A 20156-nucleotide genomic window follows, 5' to 3' on the forward strand; every position below is an offset into this window, starting at 1 on the left:
TTTATCCACAGCAGGAGGATTTAACAGTATTGGATTCCTGCTGAGAATTGTCGGTAATCTTCAGATTCATTTCGGGTGCGGTATCTTCGACGTTCACCACAAATACTTCCCAGCGGTTACCATCTGGGTCACTTACCCACACCTTATCCTGGATGGCATAGCAACAGTGAGTGTTCTTTTCCTCTAACACCTCTAGTCCTGCAGCTTGAAAACGCTTGATCTGAGCTTGTACGTCTTCTGTCGTTTCAACCTGTACACCTAGATGAGATAATGTTCCACCAGAGTGCATGTTGGGGTTTAGTTCTAGGGTGAGATTGAGGGGCGGATTTACCAAATCAAATTTGGCGTAGTCAGCTTTGTATTTAACTGGAGACACACCAAACATTGCCTGGTAAAACGTGACAGATTTGTGAAGGTCAGTGACATTTAGGGAGACATGAGTTTTGAGAGTAGCCATTAAGATCCCTCCTGTTTTACTAATTAGTCAATCCTAATATATCAAAAAAAATTGATTTATTGCTTCAACAATAGTTAAGCCATCGGCTGAATTGGCTAATGGTATAGCGCTACGCGCAAGGCAAGAGGCAAAAGGCATGCATGCTAAAGTTCACGTCTGTGGTTTAAGCCGCTTGATACTGTGATCAGAGCCCTAGAGCCATTCAACCTAGACTTTAAACTAGTCTGAGCAACAACTACGGGTAGGTACCATCACACCTGTGCGACGAAATTCTGCCAAATATTGCTCTAAAACCACAAACTGGGGCAAATTCAAGCTGTAGTACATCCACCTTCCCTGTTGGCGGGGGCGAATCAGACCAGCTTGTTTAAGGGTTTTCAGGTGAAATGATAGTTTTGATTGCTGGACATTTAAGCGATCGCATAAATCACACACACACAACTCTTGCGATCGCAGTAGCTCAATCACTGCCAGGCGCAGGGGATCGGAAAGAGCATGGAAGCCAGCGAGGATAGTAGTGGAGTCTGGAGCAGAAGTGGCTTGCATCAATTTTTATTGAATTATTCTGTGGGTTGGACATCGATAAATTTTAGCAATCGCACTTTTGGATCAGATAGATTACTATACTTCTTCGCTTTGTCTTCTATTATCTTCAGTTGTCCTAGTGCTTTGCTACAAGGGAAACCAAATTGAGCTTTGACGCGATCACTACCATCCTGAAGCGCAGTCCGAGACAGTGCCACAAATTCCGAAAGGGAATAGTCTTGGTCAGCATTGAAATATTTCTTGACCACTAGAGAAGGAGAATAGCAAAGTTCTTGATCACCATCAGGCCATTGAATTTGAAAGTTAGTTTCAGGCATTTTTTGATATTTTTTGATATTATTCGATTTTATATTTATATTTTTTTAGTTGACTAAATATAACAATAAATTTCAACAAACACTCACTGTACACTCAACGACTAACCTCTGCTTCTTTTTACTTTTTAAAATACTTTTTCGAGCCTTAACAGCGACTAATTTTAAAAAGTATAAACTTCAGTTTATGGCAATATTTATCAGTCAACCAGATCCCGTATAATTGGAATCTGTTGCAGACAGATAAAGTTTAGGCGACCCATGTAGCGGTCGCGATTATCGGTAATTAGTGGTATCCAAAACACTAGCAATGCTCAAAAGTCTTCAACAAACTCTGAAACAATCTCATCCCATCGATATTGCCTAACATCGGATCAGCTGCTCGTTCTGGATGGGGCATCATACCCAAAATTTTGCCAGTGGTATCACAAATTCCGGCAATGTTATTTAGGGAACCATTGGGATTACCTGTTGTCTCTATCTCTCCTGAAACAGTAGCGTAACGAAACAATACTTGACCATTATCTTCGAGAGCTTTAAGAGTGTCAGCATCAGCGTAGTAGCGCCCTTCACCATGGGCAATAGGTAGAGTTATAATTTCTCCTGGGTGATAAGCTGTAGTCCAATATAAATCAGTGCGCTCTACTTTAACTGGAACGCGATCGCAAATAAAATGTAAGTCCCGATTTCTGACTAATGCCCCTGGTAAAAGCCCCATTTCCGTCAGCATCTGGAAACCATTACAAATGCCCAGGACAAACTTACCCTGTTTAGCATGGTCTACCACCATTGGCATCACCGGAGAAAACTGAGCAATTGCGCCACAGCGCAGGTAATCCCCATAGCTAAAGCCCCCAGGGAGTACCACCACATCTAAGTCAGAAATATCGGTTTCCTGATGCCAAACCATCCGGGTTGGACATTGGAGTAAGCTAGTTGTAACATAGGCCAAATCGCGATCGCAGTTTGACCCAGGAAAGACCACCACCCCAAATTTCATGCTTCCACTCCTAGTTTTGCTGAAATCTCAACCAATTCAAAGCGATAATTTTCAATAACTGGGTTGGCTAAGAGCTGGTCACAAATCTGATTCAATTGCTCTCGCGCCGTATCTTCATTAGCAGCACTCAGGCTAAGTTCGATATATTTACCAATACGCACCTGTTCTATACTCTCATAGCCTAGCTGCTTCAGTCCTGACTCAACAGCTACACCGGCTGGATCCAATACAGAGTTTCTAAGTGTAACATAAATAGAAGCCTGATATTTGTTAATCACAACTCTCCCCTTTCAATCTATAATGATAATGGATATAATATAAATGATGAACGATCAAGGATTAAAAAAGTCGATCAGCAACTAGTATTTTTTGAGCTAGTATTTTTTTTAGCTGCCACAGCGCGTAACTAGCGATAGCCTAATCCTGGGATTTGGGCACAGCCGCGCTCATTGTTGCTCATGATCCGTTTATCATTCATCCTTCTTTACAGTTTGAACCAACAAGCACCATTAACATCAAAAAAATTCTAGGATATTAAAAAAAGATTAATGAAAGGCCAACGCACACGCTCCCAAGAGCGAATTCTGAAACTGCTCACAACCTTGAATCGGGCTATGTCGGCCCAAGATCTTTATGTCGAGCTGCGCAAACGTAAGCAATCTATGGGTTTAGCTACAGTTTACCGCGCTTTGGATGCTTTAAAACTAGAAGGAATGGTGCAAGTCCGGACTCTTGGTAGTGGAGAATCCCTCTACAGTGGTGTACAAAATGATCAACATCACCTCACTTGTCTCAATTGTGAGATGTCTATTCCCATTGAGGAATGTCCTATACCTCAATTACAGAAGAAGTTGCAAGATTCTTATCAATTCACTATTTTCTACCATACCTTGGAATTTTTCGGATTATGTGAACAGTGTTCTGTAACCAATGCTACAGAATATCAAGAGTCAGAATGAGATAATACCGTAATCACCTACAACAGCAATTCTAACAGAAGCTTGGTGATTCTCCCTTAGCGGCTTAGCTAGCCAAAGACACGATCCCAGTACAATGTACAATTTTCAATGGAACATTGAACAGGGATTCAGTGTCATCAAAATAATCAAAAGCTTAAAAAAAGGTTAGTAAACACCACAATAAAATGTGGCAGAGTCTACCAAAAACTCTTATTATTTGTTAGAATTAAATTAGGGTAACACCGACAGGGATTATTATGTAACTTAAATTAAAGCCGAAAACCAAGGGTTTATATAGTTGCGCTCTCTATCCCGGTGTTATAACTTTTTTGACATTTTTATGGCGCTCGCAGGATATTCTTGAGAGCTTTGGGAGATACCCCCTGGCGCTCGTAATCAGCTTGCATTGGCGGGCTAGGATCTGCCTTTTTAGATTCTGGTAGCTAAAAAGTATCGGTGATAAGTACTTTAGAGGCATAGTCCAAATTTGCTTTTGCTAGACTTTCAGCATTTGCTTTTGCTAGACTTTCAACCTCGAAGGTACATTTTTATTTTAATAGGTGCTTGTGTGATGGCTAATATCAGGGAAGTTGTACAAAAAGCACTCAAAACTGGCTATTTGAGTGTGACAGAAGAAGATAAGCTACGGCAGCTTTTAACCAGAAAATATCCACTGGAAGACTTAAATGCCTTCATGAAGCTACAGCTAGCTGTGATGAATGGTTATGTTAAGCAAGAATCTCGTGAGATGTTCTGTTCCAAGGAACTTTCTCAAGGGATTTAGGTGTCCTGTGGTTATACCAGCGCCAACCAGTTAAAACTGCGTTGGCTAGAATCGCTGTAAACAGACTCCTACATCCCTTGGCTGTATTAACAGCTGTGGATTTACTGTCAATTAACCTAATTTTACCATAGAAAAAATCGAGGAGCTTGCAACTCTGCCATCGGGGATGGCGCTCCTCTGACTAAAAGATTTTTGAAGCATAGACACAAAACCTACCTAAACGGGGATACCCGTCTAGGTATGGGTAATTTACTCTCAACTACCCCTTTGATTCACATTCATGCCTAGGGAATTGGGGTTAACCTGGTCTCCATCACCGACAATCGAACGCATCCCTTCAATGGTTGCCGGAATGCTGCGAGGATCCATAAACATAACTTTACTACTCTCGCTAGTGCCAACTTGCATACCCATATCGATATAATTCTGAGCCAGTAAAAACTGGAGGGCATCACGAGCATTGGGGTCATTATTAAGAGTCTTAGCCACAATTTTCAGAGCCTCAGCAGTGGCTTGTGCCTTGAGAACCTGCTGCTGTCGTTCTGCCTGCGCTTTGAGAACGATTGCCTGTTGTTGGGCTTCAGCATCCATAATCGCAGCTTTTTTACGGGCTCCAGCATCTAACTCTAGTGCCTCAGCTTTACCTCTGGCAGTGTTAACCGCAGATTCTCGTTCCCCTTCAGAGGTCAGAATTGCCGCCCGCTTACGGCGTTCTGCCGACATCTGTAACTCCATTGAGTCCTGCACTGCCTGAGACGGCACAATATCCCGCAGTTCAACCCGCGTGACTTTAACCCCCCAAGGATCAGTGGAAATGTCTAATTCCCGCAGTAGGGTTTCATTGATTTGAGAGCGAGCGGTAAAGGTTTGATCCAGTTCCAGTTTACCCATTTCAGCTCGAATCTGGGTTAGCACCAAGTTCTGCATGGCGGAGCGCAGGTCTTCGACCTTATAGTAGGCTTTCTCCATATCCATGATCCGCCAGTAAACCACAGCGTCAACGGTAATGGAAACATTGTCGGAGGTGATACAAGGCTGAGGTGGCACATCAAGGACTTTTTCCCGAATGGTTTGCTGGTAAACCACTCGCTCAATCACCGGAATCACAAAGTTGAGCCCAGGTTCGAGTTTTTTGCCACTATATTTTCCTAATCGTTCCACTAAGGCTTGGTTTCCTTGATTAATAATCTTGACGGAACCGAAAAGACCTGAACCGCCCAAAGCCAAAAAGACAAGCAAAAACCACTGTGACACGCTCTTTCCTCCCTTTCGGGTAGTGTTTTACAAATTTGTTGTTAGAAGAGGAGCGGATGGGTGGGGGAGGGCAGAAAACTTATTTAGACTGATTTAGTCTGATTCTCAAGTGCTTGAAGCTGACTTTATGACCCTCTGTCCAACCTGACTGTTCCACGTATCTTTTGTCAAAAAATACTGGACCCGGTGAGCAGGGAGACTCCCAACAACTAGTAACTAGGGGGACTAATAGATCTAACGTTGACTCTATTACTCCATCACCCTATTAACCCATCACTATCCCCTGAAGCTGGCAGAGCACCCATGGTCGATCAGCTTCAGTCATGCAATAGGTGATGAGGCACAACAATCAGGGTAGTGCCTTCCCTGCGCACTACGTAGACTTTTTGGTTGGGTGCGATCGCATCTGCATAGTCTTCACAACGGGCACGCCATGAGTTGCCTTCATAGAGTACCCGTCCAGTTTCCCCCGGCATAATTTCTGTCAAGGTTTGAGCTTCCATCGCATCCAAATTTTTGCCCACTCTAGCAGGGGGCATCAGGCGACGGGATAAAAAGACTGAGGCAGTGGAAAGCAGCAACCATAACCCCACTTGTAGGGTATAAGATATGGGCAAAATCGAGATCACAAATGCTACCACCAAAGCACTGATGCCCATCATGAAAGCAACAAATGCTGTTGGCACAAACAGCTCGACTAAGCACAGCATTGACCCGGCAATTAGCCAAAGCATCGAGGAACTTACCATCGGCTCATCATAATATACGGGGTATGGGGTGAGTAGTTGCAGGTAACTCTACTTTATTTTGTCTAACCTCAGACAAAGATCGCTCGTTGCTGAGTTATGTTAATTTTCTTGAATCTACTAGACAACTTTGAGAGAAAATGTTTAAAAGCTCAAACACTCCTTTTTCTAATTTATCTCAGCCGTCTAGAATTTGACCGTATAGCCGTAAATTAACTTCATAGGTATTAGCCGTGGATCGTTATCTTTGGGCAGTGGGTTCTGCTGCCGTAGAGCTACCAGTTGGAGAACAAGTGGCAGACCGCTACCAGGTAGTTGCCCCGCAAATTTGGCAGGATATGCAGCCAGAACTGCCACCGGATTTTCCTGAACAACTCAACGGCCATATCCTTCCTTACCTACGCTTGTATCCCCACTGCCTCCATGTGCCAGAGGTTTATGGGATATGCCAGTTGCCACAGCAACGGAATTTTATCTCTACACCTGGTCAAGATGTAGTCATTTTGCTAGAAAATGCCCCGATTGATCCCAATGGCAACTTATATCCCTCAATGGAGTCGATGTGGACATCTGCTACTGCAGTGCGTCAAGTCTATTGGCTTTGGCAAATTTGGGAATTATGGATACCCTTATCAGAATTGGGTGTGGCTTCTAGCCTTTTAGTGCCAACTAATTTGCGAGTTCAAGGGTGGCGGCTGCGATTACGGGAATTATATCGGGATACCATGGCTGATACGAGTCTATCACCAGTTGTAGGTTCTAATGGTCTAGAGGATAGGGGATTTGATACATTGGTTTCCCGAGACTCCCCTGCGGAACCGACTTCTGTAAGTGAACCCTCTGTGGATGCTAGTCTTAAACAGCTAGGAGAGTGCTGGGAAGCTTGGTGTCGCACAGCATCAGTGTCTGTGGCGGATCCGCTACAAGCTATTGCCCAACACCTGCAAACTCAACACCCCTCCTTAACTGCGATCGCATCCCAACTTAACCACCTATTACTTGAGCAAGCTGCTCACCAGCCGTTACGCTTACAAATTGCTGGTATCACCGCAACTGGTTCAAGTCACAGCCACAATGAAGACAGTTGCTATCCTACTAAGGCTGACTTGATTAAAGACCCAGAGCAATCCCAAGACCCCTTGATTCCCCACCTGTCGATTATTTGTGATGGTATTGGTGGTCACGAAGGGGGGGAAATTGCTAGTCAGTTAGCACTACAGTCCATTAAATTACAGGTTCGGGCATTACTGGCTGAGTTGAACGAAGATCCGGAGCTGATGACACCAGAACTCGTAACCGAGAATCTATCAGCAATTATCCGGGTTGCCAATAACATGATTTCTTCTCGTAACGATCAACAAGAACGAGAATCCCGGCGTCGCATGGCTACTACCTTAACCCTAGCGCTACAACTTCCCCAAATGGTGAATACACCAGAAGGTAAAACCAATGGTCACGAAATCTATATCGCTAGTGTAGGAGATAGTCGTGCTTACTGGCTTACTCCTGACTATTGCCAGCAGCTAACGGTGGATGATGATGTAGCTACTCGGGAGGTCAAGCTTGGTCGTAGTCTTTATCGACAAGCGTTGCAGCGATCTGATGCACAAGCACTCACTCAAGCCTTAGGGACAAAGGAAGCTGAATTACTTCGTCCCACTGTGCGACGGTTTATTGTGGAAGAAGATGGTTTGCTGCTGCTGTGTTCCGATGGGTTGAGCAACAACAACTTGATTGAAAAATTTGGTCGAGATTTACCGCAAAAAGTCAATAGCCACCGAATTTCCGTCGAATCGGCAGCTGAGTCTTTAATTGAGCTAGGGTTTAAACATAATGGTCAAGATGACATTTCGGTGGTGCTAACATACTGTGCTGTCTCTCCCCAATATCCGACAGTGCTAAATTTGGGAGACATCTCTAGCTCCAAAGAACTACAGGTGGTTAATCTGGAACAGCAAACTGCTCTGACTCCATCACTACCAGCGGAAATAACTACAACCAATGACAAGAAACCTGAAACCACCCGCTCATACCGGGATTGGATTAGAGCCTTGTTTGGGCTGCTGGGGGTAGTCGGTATACTTGTTGGGGCTGGTGCTATTTTACTGGCTACTCAATGGGTACTAGCTCCTGAGGGCTTCCAGAAAATGCGCGATCGCTTTTTACCATCACCGGATCCAAATCTACCAGAGTCTTCACCTACCGAGCAGGAGCTCCCAGATAACTAAGGGTGACACTAAGGGTGAAAAAAATTTCCATTATAATCTATTCTTAGAATTTTAACCAAGAATCATCGGCATCAGACCAGGGAACTAATGCCATTAAACCTAAATTTTTTTTATGCTCACAACTGTGCTCAATGTAAACAACCCACTCTGTGAGACAATAAGAAGGTTGCCTGAGCCAACCCTAGCTTAGGTAAGGGATGTCTGTATAATAGTTAGAGTTACTTATCATATGAAAGTTGGCGATCGCGTCCGAGTCAAAGAATCAGTTGTGGTATATACCCATCCCGAACACAGGAATAAACCTTTTGATATTAAAGGTCTCGAAGGGGAAGTTACCGGAATAATTACTGAGTGGCAAGGTAGGCCAGTCAGCGCTAATTTACCAATACAAGTCAAGTTTGACAAAAAATTTAAAAAAGTTCACTTCCGTGAAGATGAACTAGAAATTATACCGTAGGCGGTTATATTATTAACTAATACTATAAAAGTCAATCATTATTGGCATCACAGGGATTTTTAAACAGGTCTGCACGGATAGGATAAAGTTAGATTATTACTGTATCTATTGATATCTATTACTATCCGTGTTGAATTGAATTTTTTAAACCATCTTTTATTCTAATCTAGGACTTGCGGCGACTGAACCAACCAAAAAGGTTGATGTCACCGCGCATTTTTTCTAATTCCTCTCGATGGCTTTGTGCTGTCAAATAATACCACTGACAATAGTCTTCAAATTCTTGTCGATTCTCTACTTCCTCCCTAAACTCATAAGCTAGCTGGTAAGTAGCAAACATATCGGTTGCTGGTGGTGGTGCTGGGACAATCCGTTGGTATTCTTCTGGCATAGTAACTATAAAAATCATCAAGCATAATAATTCAGCAATAATGTCATACCCAACCGCGAATGCGATAAACTACTATTCCAATGTATTCCTTGATAGCACGGGTAATCCTAGACAATTGATCAGCATTTGGCAGAGAATGTAGCAACGCAGCTTGAGTACTGGTGCTAGGTTCATCCAGTTCATGTTGGGACACTAGAAAATCTGTCGGTGCTGGGATCACATCAATACCCTGACGCCGGAATACTAGAACAGAACGAGGCATATGCATGGCCGAAGTTACCAATAATACCTTGCGCAAATCCCGCTGATCCAAGATTTTCCGCACATTGACCGCATTTTGGTGAGTGTTTAAAGACCTAGACTCTTGTATGATAGCGGCTCTGGGAACACCAAGGTCTTCTAGAATCTGTGCCATGTCTTCTGATTCAGGGGCCAACCGTTGTGAGGATTGAGCACTTTGGGAAGAAAGTCGTTGGCTAGAGTTATTACTACTGGAACCCCAAACAATCCGACCACCAGCAGGAATCACCCAGGGAGCTTTCCCTTCACGGTATAGCTGAGCACCATAGAGAACGCGATCGCCTGCTTCATCCACTTCTGGAGTAGGTCGTGGTGGAAAAGGTGGTTTGGTCGCTCCCCCCAAGATCACGATTGCATCAGCCTCAGGTAATTCTGAAGTAGGAAGATATTGCCACTCCAGGGAGCGTATTAAGCTGTTAGTCACCCAAGTATTACTTGAGACCAACAACACAATTAATGCCAAAGCCACGGGTATCGGTACCCAGCGAGGGTTGCGCCAGGACATTACCAAAGCTACTACCAGTAGCACACAAGCCAGGCCCAAGGGGTACAGAAAGAGTGGCAATAGCTTTGAGAGAAATAGAAACATGTTAGATTTTAGTTCTAAGTCAGAAAGTACTCAATCCAAAGCAAGTTCTTCTAGATTAGCCCTAGCTTAAATATCTTGGTATTTTCTTTTGACCCATGAGCAATAACTAATTCCTATTGCTTAACGTCTAAAAAATCTACTAATAGGATTAAGTGACCCTTCTGAGCGCCTCTTTTCTCTAACTTTTCGTTCCTGTACAGCTAAGCGTATGCCAGTTAAGTCAGAACTAAGCTCCTCGCTATACTCTGACTGCTCAGGTTGTAAGTCCCTGGGTTTTTCTGGGTGGTGCCACCAGTCAACTATCAAACCACCGGCTAAAGCGCCGATGGCACCAAATAGTAAGCTGAATTGGATGTCGTATCCCAGCAAGGCAAGGGCTAAGATAAAAAACACCAAAATCTGAAGCCCGCTTAAAAAACCGTCTTTCTTACCGTTCATCTGATTAAATCTAAGGTATGTAGCTGTTTTGTTTCTAGGTTAGAGGTTATAGATTATAGGTTGTTATAGAGACTAGATCGCGACCCTCCCTTTACCGCTTATCCTGTTATTCAACCTTTACCCTGTGCCATCTCAACGCATTACATTCTACCAAAGCCAATTCAACTAAAACGATTAGTCACAATTGTCGCTAGAGCAGCTATTGGGTTTCAGCTTTTCGAGAAAGTAACCATAGTCCTTCTCAACTTGATCAGCATAAGTCAAAGCCACTTCCCTTACCAATTGCCGAAACTCCTTGTGGCGACCGTCAGTCAACTCATCCACCTGTTTGTCTATGGAATAAGGCACTAAGGTGGCATCAAAATCTTTGTCAGCTCGTGCATGAGCTGTTGCCAATACTTGACCCCATTGTTCAGCTAGCTTAACAAAGCGTTTCTCTTTAGTTAGCTCAGTGGTATCAAAGGTTTCCTTAAATGGCGATCGCTCTCGCACTGAATAATACCCATCCCCTAGTTTCATCCAGCCCAGGTGATTATCGGTGTGCTTGGTTAAGGCTCGATAGGCTAAAGCATGACGTTGACCCTCATTGTTAAAATTTTTATCATACTTTTCCCGTTCCTCCTGACTCAGGTAATCATAGGCAGTAGGGGAAGATTGGAATTTAATGTCCAAGATTCGGTCATCCTTCTGGGAAGAGGTCTCGCCTTCAATCAGGACATAATAGCGGGGTATTCCTAAGGAACCGGTGCCAGCCAGTAAACGTTGCGCAATATCTTTGACTCGGAAGTAGTATTTATCATATTTAAACTTTTTTGTCAAGGTTTTCTTATAATCTGCGATCGCATTCTGAATATCCTGTTGCTCGGAAGCAGTAGGTTTGCCTAACTTAACCTTGGATAGATTGAAGCGACGCTGATTTCCGTCCAGTTCTGTCCATTTTTTCAACATTTTTTGGCGGCTTTCGCTGGCTTCCACTTCTTCTAGGAAGTCATCCAACTTCCCATAAGTATTGTCTTTAGTGAAGTAAGTCTCCAGTTCACGATCATTACCGCGATAGGAGGCCATAGTATCAAGATAGGATTCACTAAAGGCATCAATCCCCTTGTTTTGTTCCTCAGCAGACAAACCATTCTGACGACCGACCAATGCTAAACTAGCTGCCATGCGCCAGACATCATATTGGTAATCGGCGATAATCCCATCATCAAAGTCATCGAGTGCGTAAACGATTTCCCCTCGATTATTTTCATATGCCCCAAAGTTCTCGGCATGCATATCTCCCGATAACCAAATCTTGGTTTTGGCATTTCCAAATTCCTTGAGGCGGCTATTCTCAGCGAAATCTTTCCAAAATAGTTGGTTAGTGCCACGGTAGAAGACAAATTCAGAACAAGCCATTTTGCAATATTTAGTTTCTCGATCTTGCTTGGAAATGTCAGTGTTTGCTTCCTGAATCGTTTTCACGACTACCGTTGCACGATCCTTGGTTTTCATTGGGGGGTCTTGTCGGTCGGGGGAGGAACAGGATACGTTAGTCACTAAAAGTAGGATTGCGAACGCACTCACATATACTGGTTGTTTACAAGTCTTCATCATTCAACTCAATCAACTGAAAATTACGTTAATCTATGAAACATCTAGTAATAGATCTCTAAGAGGCTATTCGTTTACATTTCTTTATGTTTAGAACTTACTTCCTTTATAGAGAATAGACATGCTAGCAATAGGCATGCTAGCAATAGGGAAAAAACTATGTGTACCTCATTAGGTTTCAAACCTCTATATACCTTCGCCATAGTCTAGCCCCACCATTACTTGTTCCAGTTCCGTAAGTCTTAGTACACTAAAAATAGAATTATAAGAGAATAATACAAAAAATGACTCGTCAATATGATGTTCGCAGAAGCAGCGAGTCCCCCCAGAAGGATGACGATAACTGGATACTCCAAAGAAGTGCGGTGCGTGAGCTACCTGCTAAACCGAAGACACCCCAAACAGCATCCCATGATAGCGTACGCTCAGGCAATAAACTGGACTTGTTGCAGATACCCGTCAGCAATTACTCTGCAATGCCCGTACAAGCTAAGCTAGAGATTGGATCTGCTGATGATAAATACGAGCAGGAAGCAGACAGAATAGCAGCTGAAGTTACTAGCAGATTAAATGGGTTAAGCAGCGAAACTACCTCTGAAAGCCAGAGGAGCAATCGCTCATTGGTCGTGCCACTAGTTCAGAAGTATACCGCACTGTCTCCTACAGGGACAAAAGAGGGCGAAGCGATAAGCCCAGAACTAGAAGCATCTATTCAGCAGGCTAAAGGTGGTGGAAATCCTTTGCAAAAGTCCCTAAGAAGTAAGATGGAGCAAGCTTTTGGTGGAGCTGACTTTGGAAGGGTAAAAATCCATACGGGAACAGAGGGTGATCGGCTCAATCGCGATATCCATGCTCGTGCCTTCACTACAGGACAGGATATATTTTTTCGTCAGGGAGAATACAATCCAGCAAGTTACGAGGGACAAGGACTTTTAGCTCACGAGCTAACCCATGTTTTACAACAGAAGCTTAACAAAGAACCTAGGTCTAACAACGGAGAATGCTACTCTGTCAGTTCAACTGTTAACAAAGTGCAAAGAGCTAACGGATCAAAGAGAAAGTTAAGCGAAGCAAGAGAGGCAGTAGATTCAGAAGAATGGAAGGAATGGGTTGAACAAGAAAAGAACGAGAAATCATATTTCGACGATAAAAAAGTACACAAAATACAAAAAGGAAATAAGAAAGACCTTGCCTGTTGGAATTGGGCTCTCAGTGGACTAGATGAAAATTCTAGTCCAAGCCCACAACAAGTTTGGAATGTTCTTATAGGTTTAACTAAGGAGTCAGAGGAAGATGCTCAGAAGTGGATGAGCCAACTAAGTGAAGAAGTTCATAAAGACTTGAAAGAAATAGTCAAAGACATTAGTAAGGCAAAGTTAAGTGTAAGGCCAAACCTAACATTGCCTCTGACGAAACAAAAAGCGCAGCAAAATCAAAGTAGGGAAATCCTAAAAAAAGCATGTGAGCAGATCGTAAAAGCGCATAAAATGGAAGTTGTGGAAGATGAAAAAGCAAAGGCGTGGGTAGTCTGTCAATATAAAAAAGAAGAAGGCGTAGCAGTCCCAGAGCATTGGTGGATAGAGCTACCAGAAGACATTGTTATCCAGACAGTACCAGGTCAGCCAATAGAGGTGGGCGGACTTGAGACTAAGTTTCATGCCCAAGGAGGCCGGTTGGAAGAAGATGCTTTACAATACGGTGAAATCAGAACCCCAGTGAAGGACATAACACAAAAGCATAAGCAAGTGTTAATCGACGCTATGAACAAAGCAAGGAAAAAAATAAAAAAATAAGGCTCTACCGAAATTGCTCTGCAAACCCGATCCCACCCAACGCCCCCAAAGGAGGAGATAAGACAGAATGCGCCATACCGACGCCCCTTGCTCGTCAAGTGCGATCGCGTCCAGGAATCGTTAAAACCCATCCAGGCAACTTTCCACCCCACAAAGGCGATCGCCAAAACTAACAACCATTATTTCATTAACCATTCCCGTGTTGTTGCTGCCGTGCCATTAACTGTTGGACAAAGGCTTGATGCTCTGGGGAATTAATTCCTGATTGCAAGGAAAGCAAAACCCGTTGCAGATCCCCTTGGAGCATCCCTGACGCATCCAGCCACAATCCGGGAAATACTTGAGAGCAAATCAGGCCATCAGGATCTGGTAACAAGGAAATATAATCACCATCGTTTAAACTAAACCAATCAATTTTTTGTTCAAAGACTTGCCAAACAATGTATTCCTGTACGCTATTGCGCCGATAAGCACGCTTCTTATCTCCCAGATCGATCGCTGCACTACTAGCCGCTATTTCTACCAATAATTCTGGTGCTCCTTCTAAGTATCCATCTTCACTTAGGGTAGAGTTGCCCCCACTTTCTGGATTAATTAGCAATACGCCATCGGGTTGCGGTTGGTTGTCCCTATCCAAACGGACTGTGGGTTCAATGCCCATTTGTACCTGGGGTGTAGCAGCTTGATAAACTCCCAGCCAGGTGATTAAACGTCCGTGGGGTTGGGCATGAGGTTGAAAACGTAGGGGCGATGCCATGTAAACTATTCCTTCTATCAGTTCGGCTTTTTTTAGTTCTGGCATGGCATTGTAACGACGCTCAAATTCCCGGGAAGTTAAGCGATCGCCATTTTCTAACGGTGGCAAATGTCGAGGGGGTGGGAACTCAGAGCTTAATGGTAAGGGCTGTGAAGACATTATTAAGCACCTTTTACTTTGAGATTAGTAGTAATAAAACTACCAGTACCCGAGTATTGAGGAGTAGCGTCGGGAATTGGTGGTCCCGGGCCTGGTGGTGGTTGCTGGGCTGGGGTCATTACTTGAAATTTAGCAGTGAAAGTGCTGCCTTTGAGCAACACTGGTTTGCCACCAGATTTATTTTTTTTAGCTTTTTGATTGCCTCCCAGGGATTGAATTGTGAGAGTACCTACCCCTGGTATACTGTATTGTGGGGTCATATACGTACAACCCGGTACTATCACTTTTTTCTCATCCCCATCCACACACACAGGCTTGCCATTAATCGTGTCCTTGCCAGAACCCACCAGGGTACCCGGTTGGGGCACCACAGTTGCTGCCCCAAAGGTAGGGTTAAACATGGCTTTATCCCCTGTAATTAGAATAAAATCAGCCATTAAGCTCTACAAAAAAACTATTTCTAGCAATTCTTATTTCTATGAGGTACGAATCTCTGGGTTTTAGGGACTTCGGAGCAGGCAAGAGGCAAGAGGCAAGAGGCAAGAGGCAAGAGGCAAGCAAGAGGCAAGCAAGAGGCAAGAGGCAAGAGGCAAGAGGCAAGAGGCAAGAGGCAAGAGGCAAGAGGCAAGAGGCAAGAGGGAAAAAATAATCTGTACCTCATAGCTACGATAAACGCTATAAGCATTTTGAATTTTGAATTTTGAATTTTGAATTTTGAACTCCGCTCACATTGTCTGATGACTCCCCTTGTTCAGATTCACTTTATTACCCGACAACTCGACACTAGCCGAACCCTTCTTCAAGTTAATTGCTGAAGATGTTATTTCCACCACTGCCGATGTGGTCTTACTCATTTTTACCCCTGAGTCTGATAGCTGTACTTTCGATTTATCCTTCTCTAAGTTAAACGCACTTTCCGTTAACTCCGCAATTGACTTACTCTTTTTTAATCTAATCTTATCTTTATTCAGTTCTACTTCTACCTGCTTTTCCGCCAGCTTAATACTCTCCTCGGTTATTGTAACTATAGAGTCCTTTCCATTCTTCAACTCGATCGCCTTTTCCGTCAATTTAGCAGTCGTCTTATTATTATTGTTAATTTCTATACCATTTTCATCAAATAGTACCTTCAGGGGCTTATCCACCACTGGTTTAGCCACCTCTAGTAACAAATATTTTTTGCCTTTACTCAGACTGCTAACGGATATCGTAACCCCTTGAGTCTTAAACATCTGCAACTTCTCTGGTTCTCCCGCCGTAGTCGCCTCAGCTGCCTTTTTTGGCAGTTCATTCGGGCACCACAAACAGCCCGTCCAAATTGGGCGCTCTCTATTTCCACCCTCAAATTCTACCCAAACCTCCGAGCCTTTCGGCGGGATAGCAAACATGCCAATATCTTTGCCTGCATAAGGAACACAAGGTTCAGCCCACAAGCACTGATCTCCCAAGACTGACGGTACGCTCACCTCAAGGCGACCGCGCTTGTTTAGATCCTTCGTATTCGTTACTGTACCGCGATATTTACCAAAGAAATTATTCATACTTTTACTACCGGAACAGTTGTCCCCAAACCTTCACGGGTCAAAACAAAACTTTGTTTATACTTTCCCACTTCTAAAGTATGAGTCACACTTTTGACATAATAAAGTCCGTCGTAACTTTTGCCAGCCCCTCGCAAACCCACTAAACCCCTTGCCCTCAGTAGGCTACCATACTTCTGGGCATCCAGTACACCCTCAACGGTAAGTACCTTGCCAAGAGACGTATCAGTGATCGACTGAACCCCAGCCTTAGCCTGGGACTGATTTAATCCCTGAGGCGGGAGCAAGCGCTTCCGCACTACGGGCTGCTTCAAGGCTGAAGAGCTAGCCAGGGACGGACTCTTGCTCTTGGCAGATTTTACCTCCTTGGGCTTATTTTTTTTACAGTCCAGCAATTCTCCAGATGCCTGGCTAGCCGCCAGTCCGTCATACTGAAAATTAATCGAGTCCACATTGCTATGCCACCCCATATTCACAGATATTGCTGACTGGGGGACACCCAACTTCGGAGGCGGTCCCCAATAGGCGGTATTAGTCAGTGGCATTGGTCCGGGAGAAATAAAAAATACATAGCCATTACGCTCCGCCATCTCCAAAATGTATTGGAGATCTGTACCGTACTGGATCGGAATATATTCCGTAGGCAAGGGGGGTTTATCCCCTGAAGGGGGCTTTACTTTGGGAATAAGACCGTATTTGGCGTACTTGCCAATAATTTTCATGGTGATCGCCGTTTGATTCTGGGATGGATGCTTTTCGATTTTTTCTTCCATATCCATCATCACACTGACATCTTCTCCAGTCACAGTTATCGTTGACGGGACACCCGGTTGAGTACTTGGTTGTAGTTGCTGGTTGGTGATTATACCATCGCTGAGAACTTGAGGTTTGCCATTGAACGTGACCACTAGGACAACTCTGTTAAACTGCTTTACCTGCTTTAGTAGGGGATAATCTAAATCTGACTTCCCGCTAGGACTGACCGTAAAGCTCATCTGAAACCCTGATCGCCCAGTATCGCTATTAGTTACTTCAACAGTAGTCAGGGATTCAAGGAGCAAGCGAGATGCTGGTTTAGGCACTGTTGGTCCGATTAAAATCGTTAATTGTACGCCTAGGAAGACCATTTATTTTTCTATTTGGGGCTCAAAAAAATTGTTAAATAGGTTCAATAACATAGGGCTGCGGGATCCGTATCTGTTTACCCGGCGGATCTAGCAGCTCGAAGGGATTCATGGTATTGTTGGCATCGCATACTTGCCAAAACATTTCTGGAGAGCCGATGTAGGTATTGGCAATCCGATCCAGGCGATCGCCTTCATTTACTGTCAATTCTACTTGCAACTGTAACTTGTCACTCTGGGGCAGAAACCGTCGGCGCTTGTAGGCTATTATTCTACCGTCTGGGTTGGTGAATTTTTCGGTTTCTAAATAGTAGTAACGGCTTGTTTCGTCAAACATAAGTATCTTTAGCTATCGTCTCAATGTCGTCTCAAAACGTTTATCCTAATCCACTGATGCTGTTAACCATGTTCATTGTTGCCATCAGTTCCTTCGCGATTTGATGACCCATAAACATAGTACCACCCACGCTTGATAATTTTAAGTCGCTATAACTGAGTACTTGCATATCTAGGCTAACTTCCGCGCGGATCGGATTGAGATTTACATCATAGGCAAGTTCATTAATGGACATACTCTTAATCTGTACTGGTACAATCCGCTTCACTCCCCACATAAACACCGTTAGTGGAGGACTTTTGGGTAATAGTTCTATCGTTCCTGCTAGCAACAGAGCCTCCTTAGCGATCACCTCCACGCTCATCGGATATATTAGGGTTTCCAATGCAGCTAACTGGGGATGTATGCCCAGATTGACGGCTGTGTCATCTGCTGTTTCCAATTGATCGGTGGCATCGAGTTCTATTTTCAGACTGATTGTTTCTTCTGGTGGTAGGCTAACTTTTGCTGACTCATGCTGCTCATTACTCGCTAGTCGGGATGTCAGCGAGCGTGTCATCGTTTCTGGATTATATTGGAAAACGATCACTTTGGGTAGGGGAATCAAGGGATCGATTGAGGCGATCGCCCCTTTGAGAGTACGTGGAGAACCTGGAAATGCGCTCATAGAGTTTTTCTATGGATTAACTGCCATCTATTTTACCTTCATGAGCACCAGCTTACTCCCCTGAGTTGCAACGCTACTATTTAGCTTGATCACCTTACATATTATTTAGATCGATGGCACTATGTTCAGTTTTATGAAGCAGCGGTAATCCAATCTCAGGATATGGTAGTCTATGAGAGGTTCGAAGTGTTTCTAAATTGTCAACCTATTTGGAGACATGGCTTTCTTATTGTCGTTAAAAGCCAGAGTCTCCAGTACCAAAAATTAGATGACAAATTTTTTGGGTAAATACCGGGGTAAAGTAAAAAAAAATCAAGACCCTAAAAATCTCGGTCGCCTTCAAGTAATTGTTCCCGAGGTTTTAGATGTAGACAACGAAAACTGGGCTCTGCCTTGCTTGCCATACACGGGCAAAGATATGGGGATGTTTACAATACCACCAGAAGGTGCGAACATCTGGGTTGAATTTGAGGGAGGGAATCGCGATCGCCCAATTTGGACAGGTTGCTTTTGGATCAATGAAGAGGTGCCTAAAGAAGTTTTGGCTGCTTACGAACAAAATGGTGATCCTGCTGAGATTCAAGTTTTTAAGACGGAAGACTTAATTTTAATCTTGAGTAGGCGGACTAAAAAAGAAGGGGTAACCTTGGAGATTAAATTACCTAAAAAAGATAATAAAAATGCGAAAAAAGTAATTAAATTGACCTTAGATAAGAAGGGAATTGAAATTAAACATGATCAGCAAACGCTTTTAAAATTAACAGAAGATTTGCTAGAGTTGAAAACTAAGGAAACAGGAGTGGATATCACGGCTAAGCAGATTCAACTCAAGGAGAAAGAAGGTGGTGAAGGGAAACTGGAGGAATCGGGGATTGAATTAAATAAAAAATCATCTACGGCGAAATTGACAAACGACGGTATTCAGCTCAAGAACGGTAAATCAGAGATGCAACTAGCTTCCTCTGGGATAAAAATAAGTAATGATGGCTCGGAAATAGCCATTAATTCTGCTATAGATGTCAAGAACAGTGGCGGTGCAAAGATTAACCTATCTCAGGTTAAAGTAAACGTTAATAACGGGGCACTGGAAGTAATGTAAGTGATCAGTGATAAGTTTGAAAGTAAGCTATCAGCTATCAGCTATCAGCTATCAGCTATCAGCTATCAGCTTTTAAATAAGCGATGCAGCAAGGGAACAGGGGGTTTCTCCCATGAGCGACTGCATCAAGACAACAAGTAAGCATTCGTTTAATCTTTGTTACGTCAGCTGAATGCTGAATGCTGAATGCTGAACGCGCACGGGTGAGCTTTTAGCTCACGGCTGACGTTTTCAATTAGACAAAATTGAGTTAACAAATGGAAATTGCTTATCCTTTTGAAATTGACGAAAATAAGCGAGTAGCAGAAGCGGACTGGCCAGAACATATCCGTCAAATGATCGAGCAAGTGCTATTCACGACTCCGGGAGAAAGAGTCAACCGCCCTACGTTTGGCACGGGTTTAATGCAGTTGATTTTTGCTCCTAATAGCCAAGACCTCACTAGTTCTGTTGAGTTGATGGTACAAAGTTCTTTACAGGAGTGGTTGGGGGAACTGATCCACGTAGAAGGACTACAGGTAGAAACTGAAGATACCAAGTTAATTGTGACAGTGGTCTATATAATTAGACGTAATCAGCAACGGGAAGTGGCTAAATTCGAGCAGGGAGAATAAAGGGCTTAA

25 protein-coding genes are annotated in these 20156 nt (G+C 43.6%); 7 read left to right on the plus strand and 18 right to left on the minus strand.

Features of this window, described 5'->3' with window-relative positions; genetic code table 11:
* Position 1: 1 nt before the first annotated feature.
* The 5 genes from BJP34_RS16640 to purS all read right to left on the minus strand — a co-directional run bounded on the left by BJP34_RS16640 (position 2) and on the right by purS (position 2595).
* The gene (locus BJP34_RS16640; RefSeq protein WP_070393304.1) at positions 2-457 is read right to left on the minus strand and encodes an ArsI/CadI family heavy metal resistance metalloenzyme; all 456 of its coding nucleotides are present in this window, start codon (positions 455-457) and stop codon (positions 2-4) included.
* Positions 458-676: 219 nt separating this feature from the next.
* Positions 677-1003, minus strand: coding sequence for an ArsR/SmtB family transcription factor (locus tag BJP34_RS16645; RefSeq protein ID WP_070393305.1), 327 nt, complete (start codon positions 1001-1003; stop codon positions 677-679).
* Positions 1004-1017: 14 nt separating this feature from the next.
* The gene (locus tag BJP34_RS16650; RefSeq protein ID WP_070393306.1) at positions 1018-1320 is read right to left on the minus strand and encodes an MSMEG_0570 family nitrogen starvation response protein; all 303 of its coding nucleotides are present in this window, start codon (positions 1318-1320) and stop codon (positions 1018-1020) included.
* Between the two features lie 301 nt (positions 1321-1621).
* Positions 1622-2317: a phosphoribosylformylglycinamidine synthase subunit PurQ gene (purQ, locus tag BJP34_RS16655; protein WP_070393307.1), complete on the minus strand. Its 696-nt coding sequence runs from the start codon at positions 2315-2317 to the stop codon at positions 1622-1624.
* Positions 2314-2595 (minus strand): phosphoribosylformylglycinamidine synthase subunit PurS, encoded by a 282-nt coding sequence (purS, locus tag BJP34_RS16660; RefSeq protein ID WP_070393308.1) that lies wholly within the window; start codon positions 2593-2595, stop codon positions 2314-2316. Before purS ends, purQ begins: the two co-directional genes overlap by 4 nt.
* Positions 2596-2865: 270 nt before the next feature.
* Here purS and BJP34_RS16665 point away from each other — a divergent pair, with 270 nt between their 5' ends.
* The gene (locus tag BJP34_RS16665; RefSeq protein WP_070393309.1) at positions 2866-3276 is read left to right on the plus strand and encodes a Fur family transcriptional regulator; all 411 of its coding nucleotides are present in this window, start codon (positions 2866-2868) and stop codon (positions 3274-3276) included.
* 571 nt (positions 3277-3847) lie between these two features.
* Positions 3848-4060: a hypothetical protein gene (locus BJP34_RS16670; protein WP_070393310.1), complete on the plus strand. Its 213-nt coding sequence runs from the start codon at positions 3848-3850 to the stop codon at positions 4058-4060.
* 255 nt (positions 4061-4315) lie between these two features.
* On the opposite strand, the gene BJP34_RS16675 is transcribed toward BJP34_RS16670, so the two are convergent.
* Complete coding sequence (locus BJP34_RS16675) at positions 4316-5314, minus strand: SPFH domain-containing protein (RefSeq protein ID WP_070393311.1); 999 nt, start codon at positions 5312-5314, stop codon at positions 4316-4318.
* A 317-nt stretch (positions 5315-5631) separates the two neighbouring features.
* Positions 5632-6063, minus strand: coding sequence for an NfeD family protein (locus BJP34_RS16680; protein WP_070393312.1), 432 nt, complete (start codon positions 6061-6063; stop codon positions 5632-5634).
* Between the two features lie 230 nt (positions 6064-6293).
* Here BJP34_RS16680 and BJP34_RS16685 point away from each other — a divergent pair, with 230 nt between their 5' ends.
* Positions 6294-8288 (plus strand): PP2C family protein-serine/threonine phosphatase, encoded by a 1995-nt coding sequence (locus BJP34_RS16685; RefSeq protein ID WP_070393313.1) that lies wholly within the window; start codon positions 6294-6296, stop codon positions 8286-8288.
* A gap of 229 nt (positions 8289-8517) precedes the next feature.
* A complete protein-coding gene (locus tag BJP34_RS16690) occupies positions 8518-8745 on the plus strand; it encodes a ferredoxin-thioredoxin reductase variable chain (protein ID WP_070393314.1) in 228 nt (75 codons plus the stop codon).
* Between the two features lie 166 nt (positions 8746-8911).
* Here BJP34_RS16690 and BJP34_RS16695 read toward each other — a convergent pair whose 3' ends face one another.
* The 4 genes from BJP34_RS16695 to BJP34_RS16710 form a co-directional block, all read right to left on the minus strand.
* A complete protein-coding gene (locus BJP34_RS16695; protein WP_229424405.1) occupies positions 8912-9154 on the minus strand; it encodes a hypothetical protein in 243 nt (80 codons plus the stop codon).
* Between the two features lie 25 nt (positions 9155-9179).
* Positions 9180-10025, minus strand: a complete 846-nt coding sequence (locus BJP34_RS16700; RefSeq protein WP_070393315.1) for a YdcF family protein — start codon at positions 10023-10025, stop codon at positions 9180-9182.
* A gap of 120 nt (positions 10026-10145) precedes the next feature.
* Entirely contained in the window at positions 10146-10463 is a 318-nt protein-coding gene (locus BJP34_RS16705) for a hypothetical protein (protein ID WP_070393316.1), read from the minus strand.
* 174 nt (positions 10464-10637) lie between these two features.
* Positions 10638-11957 carry a DUF2252 domain-containing protein gene (locus BJP34_RS16710; RefSeq protein ID WP_229424406.1) on the minus strand — a complete coding sequence of 440 codons (1320 nt, stop codon included), beginning with the start codon at positions 11955-11957 and terminating at the stop codon, positions 10638-10640.
* Between the two features lie 383 nt (positions 11958-12340).
* Between BJP34_RS16710 and BJP34_RS16715 the strand changes: the two genes are divergently transcribed.
* A complete protein-coding gene (locus tag BJP34_RS16715; protein WP_070393318.1) occupies positions 12341-13849 on the plus strand; it encodes a DUF4157 domain-containing protein in 1509 nt (502 codons plus the stop codon).
* Between the two features lie 187 nt (positions 13850-14036).
* Here the strand turns inward: BJP34_RS16715 and BJP34_RS16720 are convergent, their stop codons facing one another.
* The 7 genes from BJP34_RS16720 to BJP34_RS16745 all read right to left on the minus strand — a co-directional run bounded on the left by BJP34_RS16720 (position 14037) and on the right by BJP34_RS16745 (position 18434).
* Positions 14037-14765, minus strand: coding sequence for a Uma2 family endonuclease (locus BJP34_RS16720; protein ID WP_070393319.1), 729 nt, complete (start codon positions 14763-14765; stop codon positions 14037-14039).
* Positions 14766-14767: 2 nt separating this feature from the next.
* Positions 14768-15202 carry a hypothetical protein gene (locus BJP34_RS16725; RefSeq protein WP_070393320.1) on the minus strand — a complete coding sequence of 145 codons (435 nt, stop codon included), beginning with the start codon at positions 15200-15202 and terminating at the stop codon, positions 14768-14770.
* Positions 15203-15225: 23 nt separating this feature from the next.
* The gene (locus tag BJP34_RS43500) at positions 15226-15426 is read right to left on the minus strand and encodes a hypothetical protein (protein ID WP_158517259.1); all 201 of its coding nucleotides are present in this window, start codon (positions 15424-15426) and stop codon (positions 15226-15228) included.
* Between the two features lie 64 nt (positions 15427-15490).
* Entirely contained in the window at positions 15491-16306 is an 816-nt protein-coding gene (locus tag BJP34_RS16730) for a phage baseplate assembly protein V (RefSeq protein WP_070393321.1), read from the minus strand.
* On the minus strand, positions 16303-17388 hold the full coding sequence (locus BJP34_RS16735; RefSeq protein ID WP_229424407.1) for a phage late control D family protein: 1086 nt from the start codon (positions 17386-17388) through the stop codon (positions 16303-16305). Before BJP34_RS16735 ends, BJP34_RS16730 begins: the two co-directional genes overlap by 4 nt.
* A gap of 76 nt (positions 17389-17464) precedes the next feature.
* Positions 17465-17767, minus strand: coding sequence for a hypothetical protein (locus BJP34_RS16740; protein WP_070393323.1), 303 nt, complete (start codon positions 17765-17767; stop codon positions 17465-17467).
* A gap of 40 nt (positions 17768-17807) precedes the next feature.
* Positions 17808-18434, minus strand: coding sequence for a hypothetical protein (locus tag BJP34_RS16745; RefSeq protein WP_070393324.1), 627 nt, complete (start codon positions 18432-18434; stop codon positions 17808-17810).
* 268 nt (positions 18435-18702) lie between these two features.
* Here BJP34_RS16745 and BJP34_RS16750 point away from each other — a divergent pair, with 268 nt between their 5' ends.
* Both BJP34_RS16750 and BJP34_RS16755 read left to right on the plus strand, forming a co-directional pair.
* Positions 18703-19533 (plus strand): phage baseplate assembly protein V, encoded by an 831-nt coding sequence (locus BJP34_RS16750; protein ID WP_070393325.1) that lies wholly within the window; start codon positions 18703-18705, stop codon positions 19531-19533.
* A 257-nt stretch (positions 19534-19790) separates the two neighbouring features.
* Positions 19791-20147, plus strand: coding sequence for a GPW/gp25 family protein (locus tag BJP34_RS16755; RefSeq protein WP_070393326.1), 357 nt, complete (start codon positions 19791-19793; stop codon positions 20145-20147).
* The last annotated feature ends 9 nt before the right edge of the window (positions 20148-20156 follow it).

The organism is Moorena producens PAL-8-15-08-1 (genome assembly GCF_001767235.1).
In the GTDB taxonomy this organism is placed as follows: Bacteria; Cyanobacteriota; Cyanobacteriia; order Cyanobacteriales; family Coleofasciculaceae; genus Moorena; species Moorena producens_A.

What these genes read in the sequence shown, in the direction of transcription:
- BJP34_RS16640 (WP_070393304.1), bottom strand. Translation starts at nt 457, where the DNA reads ATGGCTACTCTCAAAACTCATGTCTCCCTAAATGTCACTGACCTTCAC.
- BJP34_RS16645 (WP_070393305.1), bottom strand. Translation starts at nt 1,003, where the DNA reads ATGCAAGCCACTTCTGCTCCAGACTCCACTACTATCCTCGCTGGCTTC.
- BJP34_RS16650 (WP_070393306.1), bottom strand. Translation starts at nt 1,320, where the DNA reads ATGCCTGAAACTAACTTTCAAATTCAATGGCCTGATGGTGATCAAGAA.
- purQ (WP_070393307.1), bottom strand. Translation starts at nt 2,317, where the DNA reads ATGAAATTTGGGGTGGTGGTCTTTCCTGGGTCAAACTGCGATCGCGAT.
- BJP34_RS16665 (WP_070393309.1), top strand. Translation starts at nt 2,866, where the DNA reads ATGAAAGGCCAACGCACACGCTCCCAAGAGCGAATTCTGAAACTGCTC.
- BJP34_RS16670 (WP_070393310.1), top strand. Translation starts at nt 3,848, where the DNA reads ATGGCTAATATCAGGGAAGTTGTACAAAAAGCACTCAAAACTGGCTAT.
- BJP34_RS16680 (WP_070393312.1), bottom strand. Translation starts at nt 6,063, where the DNA reads ATGGTAAGTTCCTCGATGCTTTGGCTAATTGCCGGGTCAATGCTGTGC.
- BJP34_RS16690 (WP_070393314.1), top strand. Translation starts at nt 8,518, where the DNA reads ATGAAAGTTGGCGATCGCGTCCGAGTCAAAGAATCAGTTGTGGTATAT.
- BJP34_RS16695 (WP_229424405.1), bottom strand. Translation starts at nt 9,154, where the DNA reads ATGATTTTTATAGTTACTATGCCAGAAGAATACCAACGGATTGTCCCA.
- BJP34_RS16700 (WP_070393315.1), bottom strand. Translation starts at nt 10,025, where the DNA reads ATGTTTCTATTTCTCTCAAAGCTATTGCCACTCTTTCTGTACCCCTTG.
- BJP34_RS16705 (WP_070393316.1), bottom strand. Translation starts at nt 10,463, where the DNA reads ATGAACGGTAAGAAAGACGGTTTTTTAAGCGGGCTTCAGATTTTGGTG.
- BJP34_RS16710 (WP_229424406.1), bottom strand. Translation starts at nt 11,957, where the DNA reads ATGAAAACCAAGGATCGTGCAACGGTAGTCGTGAAAACGATTCAGGAA.
- BJP34_RS16715 (WP_070393318.1), top strand. Translation starts at nt 12,341, where the DNA reads ATGACTCGTCAATATGATGTTCGCAGAAGCAGCGAGTCCCCCCAGAAG.
- BJP34_RS16720 (WP_070393319.1), bottom strand. Translation starts at nt 14,765, where the DNA reads ATGTCTTCACAGCCCTTACCATTAAGCTCTGAGTTCCCACCCCCTCGA.
- BJP34_RS16725 (WP_070393320.1), bottom strand. Translation starts at nt 15,202, where the DNA reads ATGGCTGATTTTATTCTAATTACAGGGGATAAAGCCATGTTTAACCCT.
- BJP34_RS43500 (WP_158517259.1), bottom strand. Translation starts at nt 15,426, where the DNA reads ATGAGGTACAGATTATTTTTTCCCTCTTGCCTCTTGCCTCTTGCCTCT.
- BJP34_RS16730 (WP_070393321.1), bottom strand. Translation starts at nt 16,306, where the DNA reads ATGAATAATTTCTTTGGTAAATATCGCGGTACAGTAACGAATACGAAG.
- BJP34_RS16740 (WP_070393323.1), bottom strand. Translation starts at nt 17,767, where the DNA reads ATGTTTGACGAAACAAGCCGTTACTACTATTTAGAAACCGAAAAATTC.
- BJP34_RS16745 (WP_070393324.1), bottom strand. Translation starts at nt 18,434, where the DNA reads ATGAGCGCATTTCCAGGTTCTCCACGTACTCTCAAAGGGGCGATCGCC.
- BJP34_RS16750 (WP_070393325.1), top strand. Translation starts at nt 18,703, where the DNA reads ATGACAAATTTTTTGGGTAAATACCGGGGTAAAGTAAAAAAAAATCAA.
- BJP34_RS16755 (WP_070393326.1), top strand. Translation starts at nt 19,791, where the DNA reads ATGGAAATTGCTTATCCTTTTGAAATTGACGAAAATAAGCGAGTAGCA.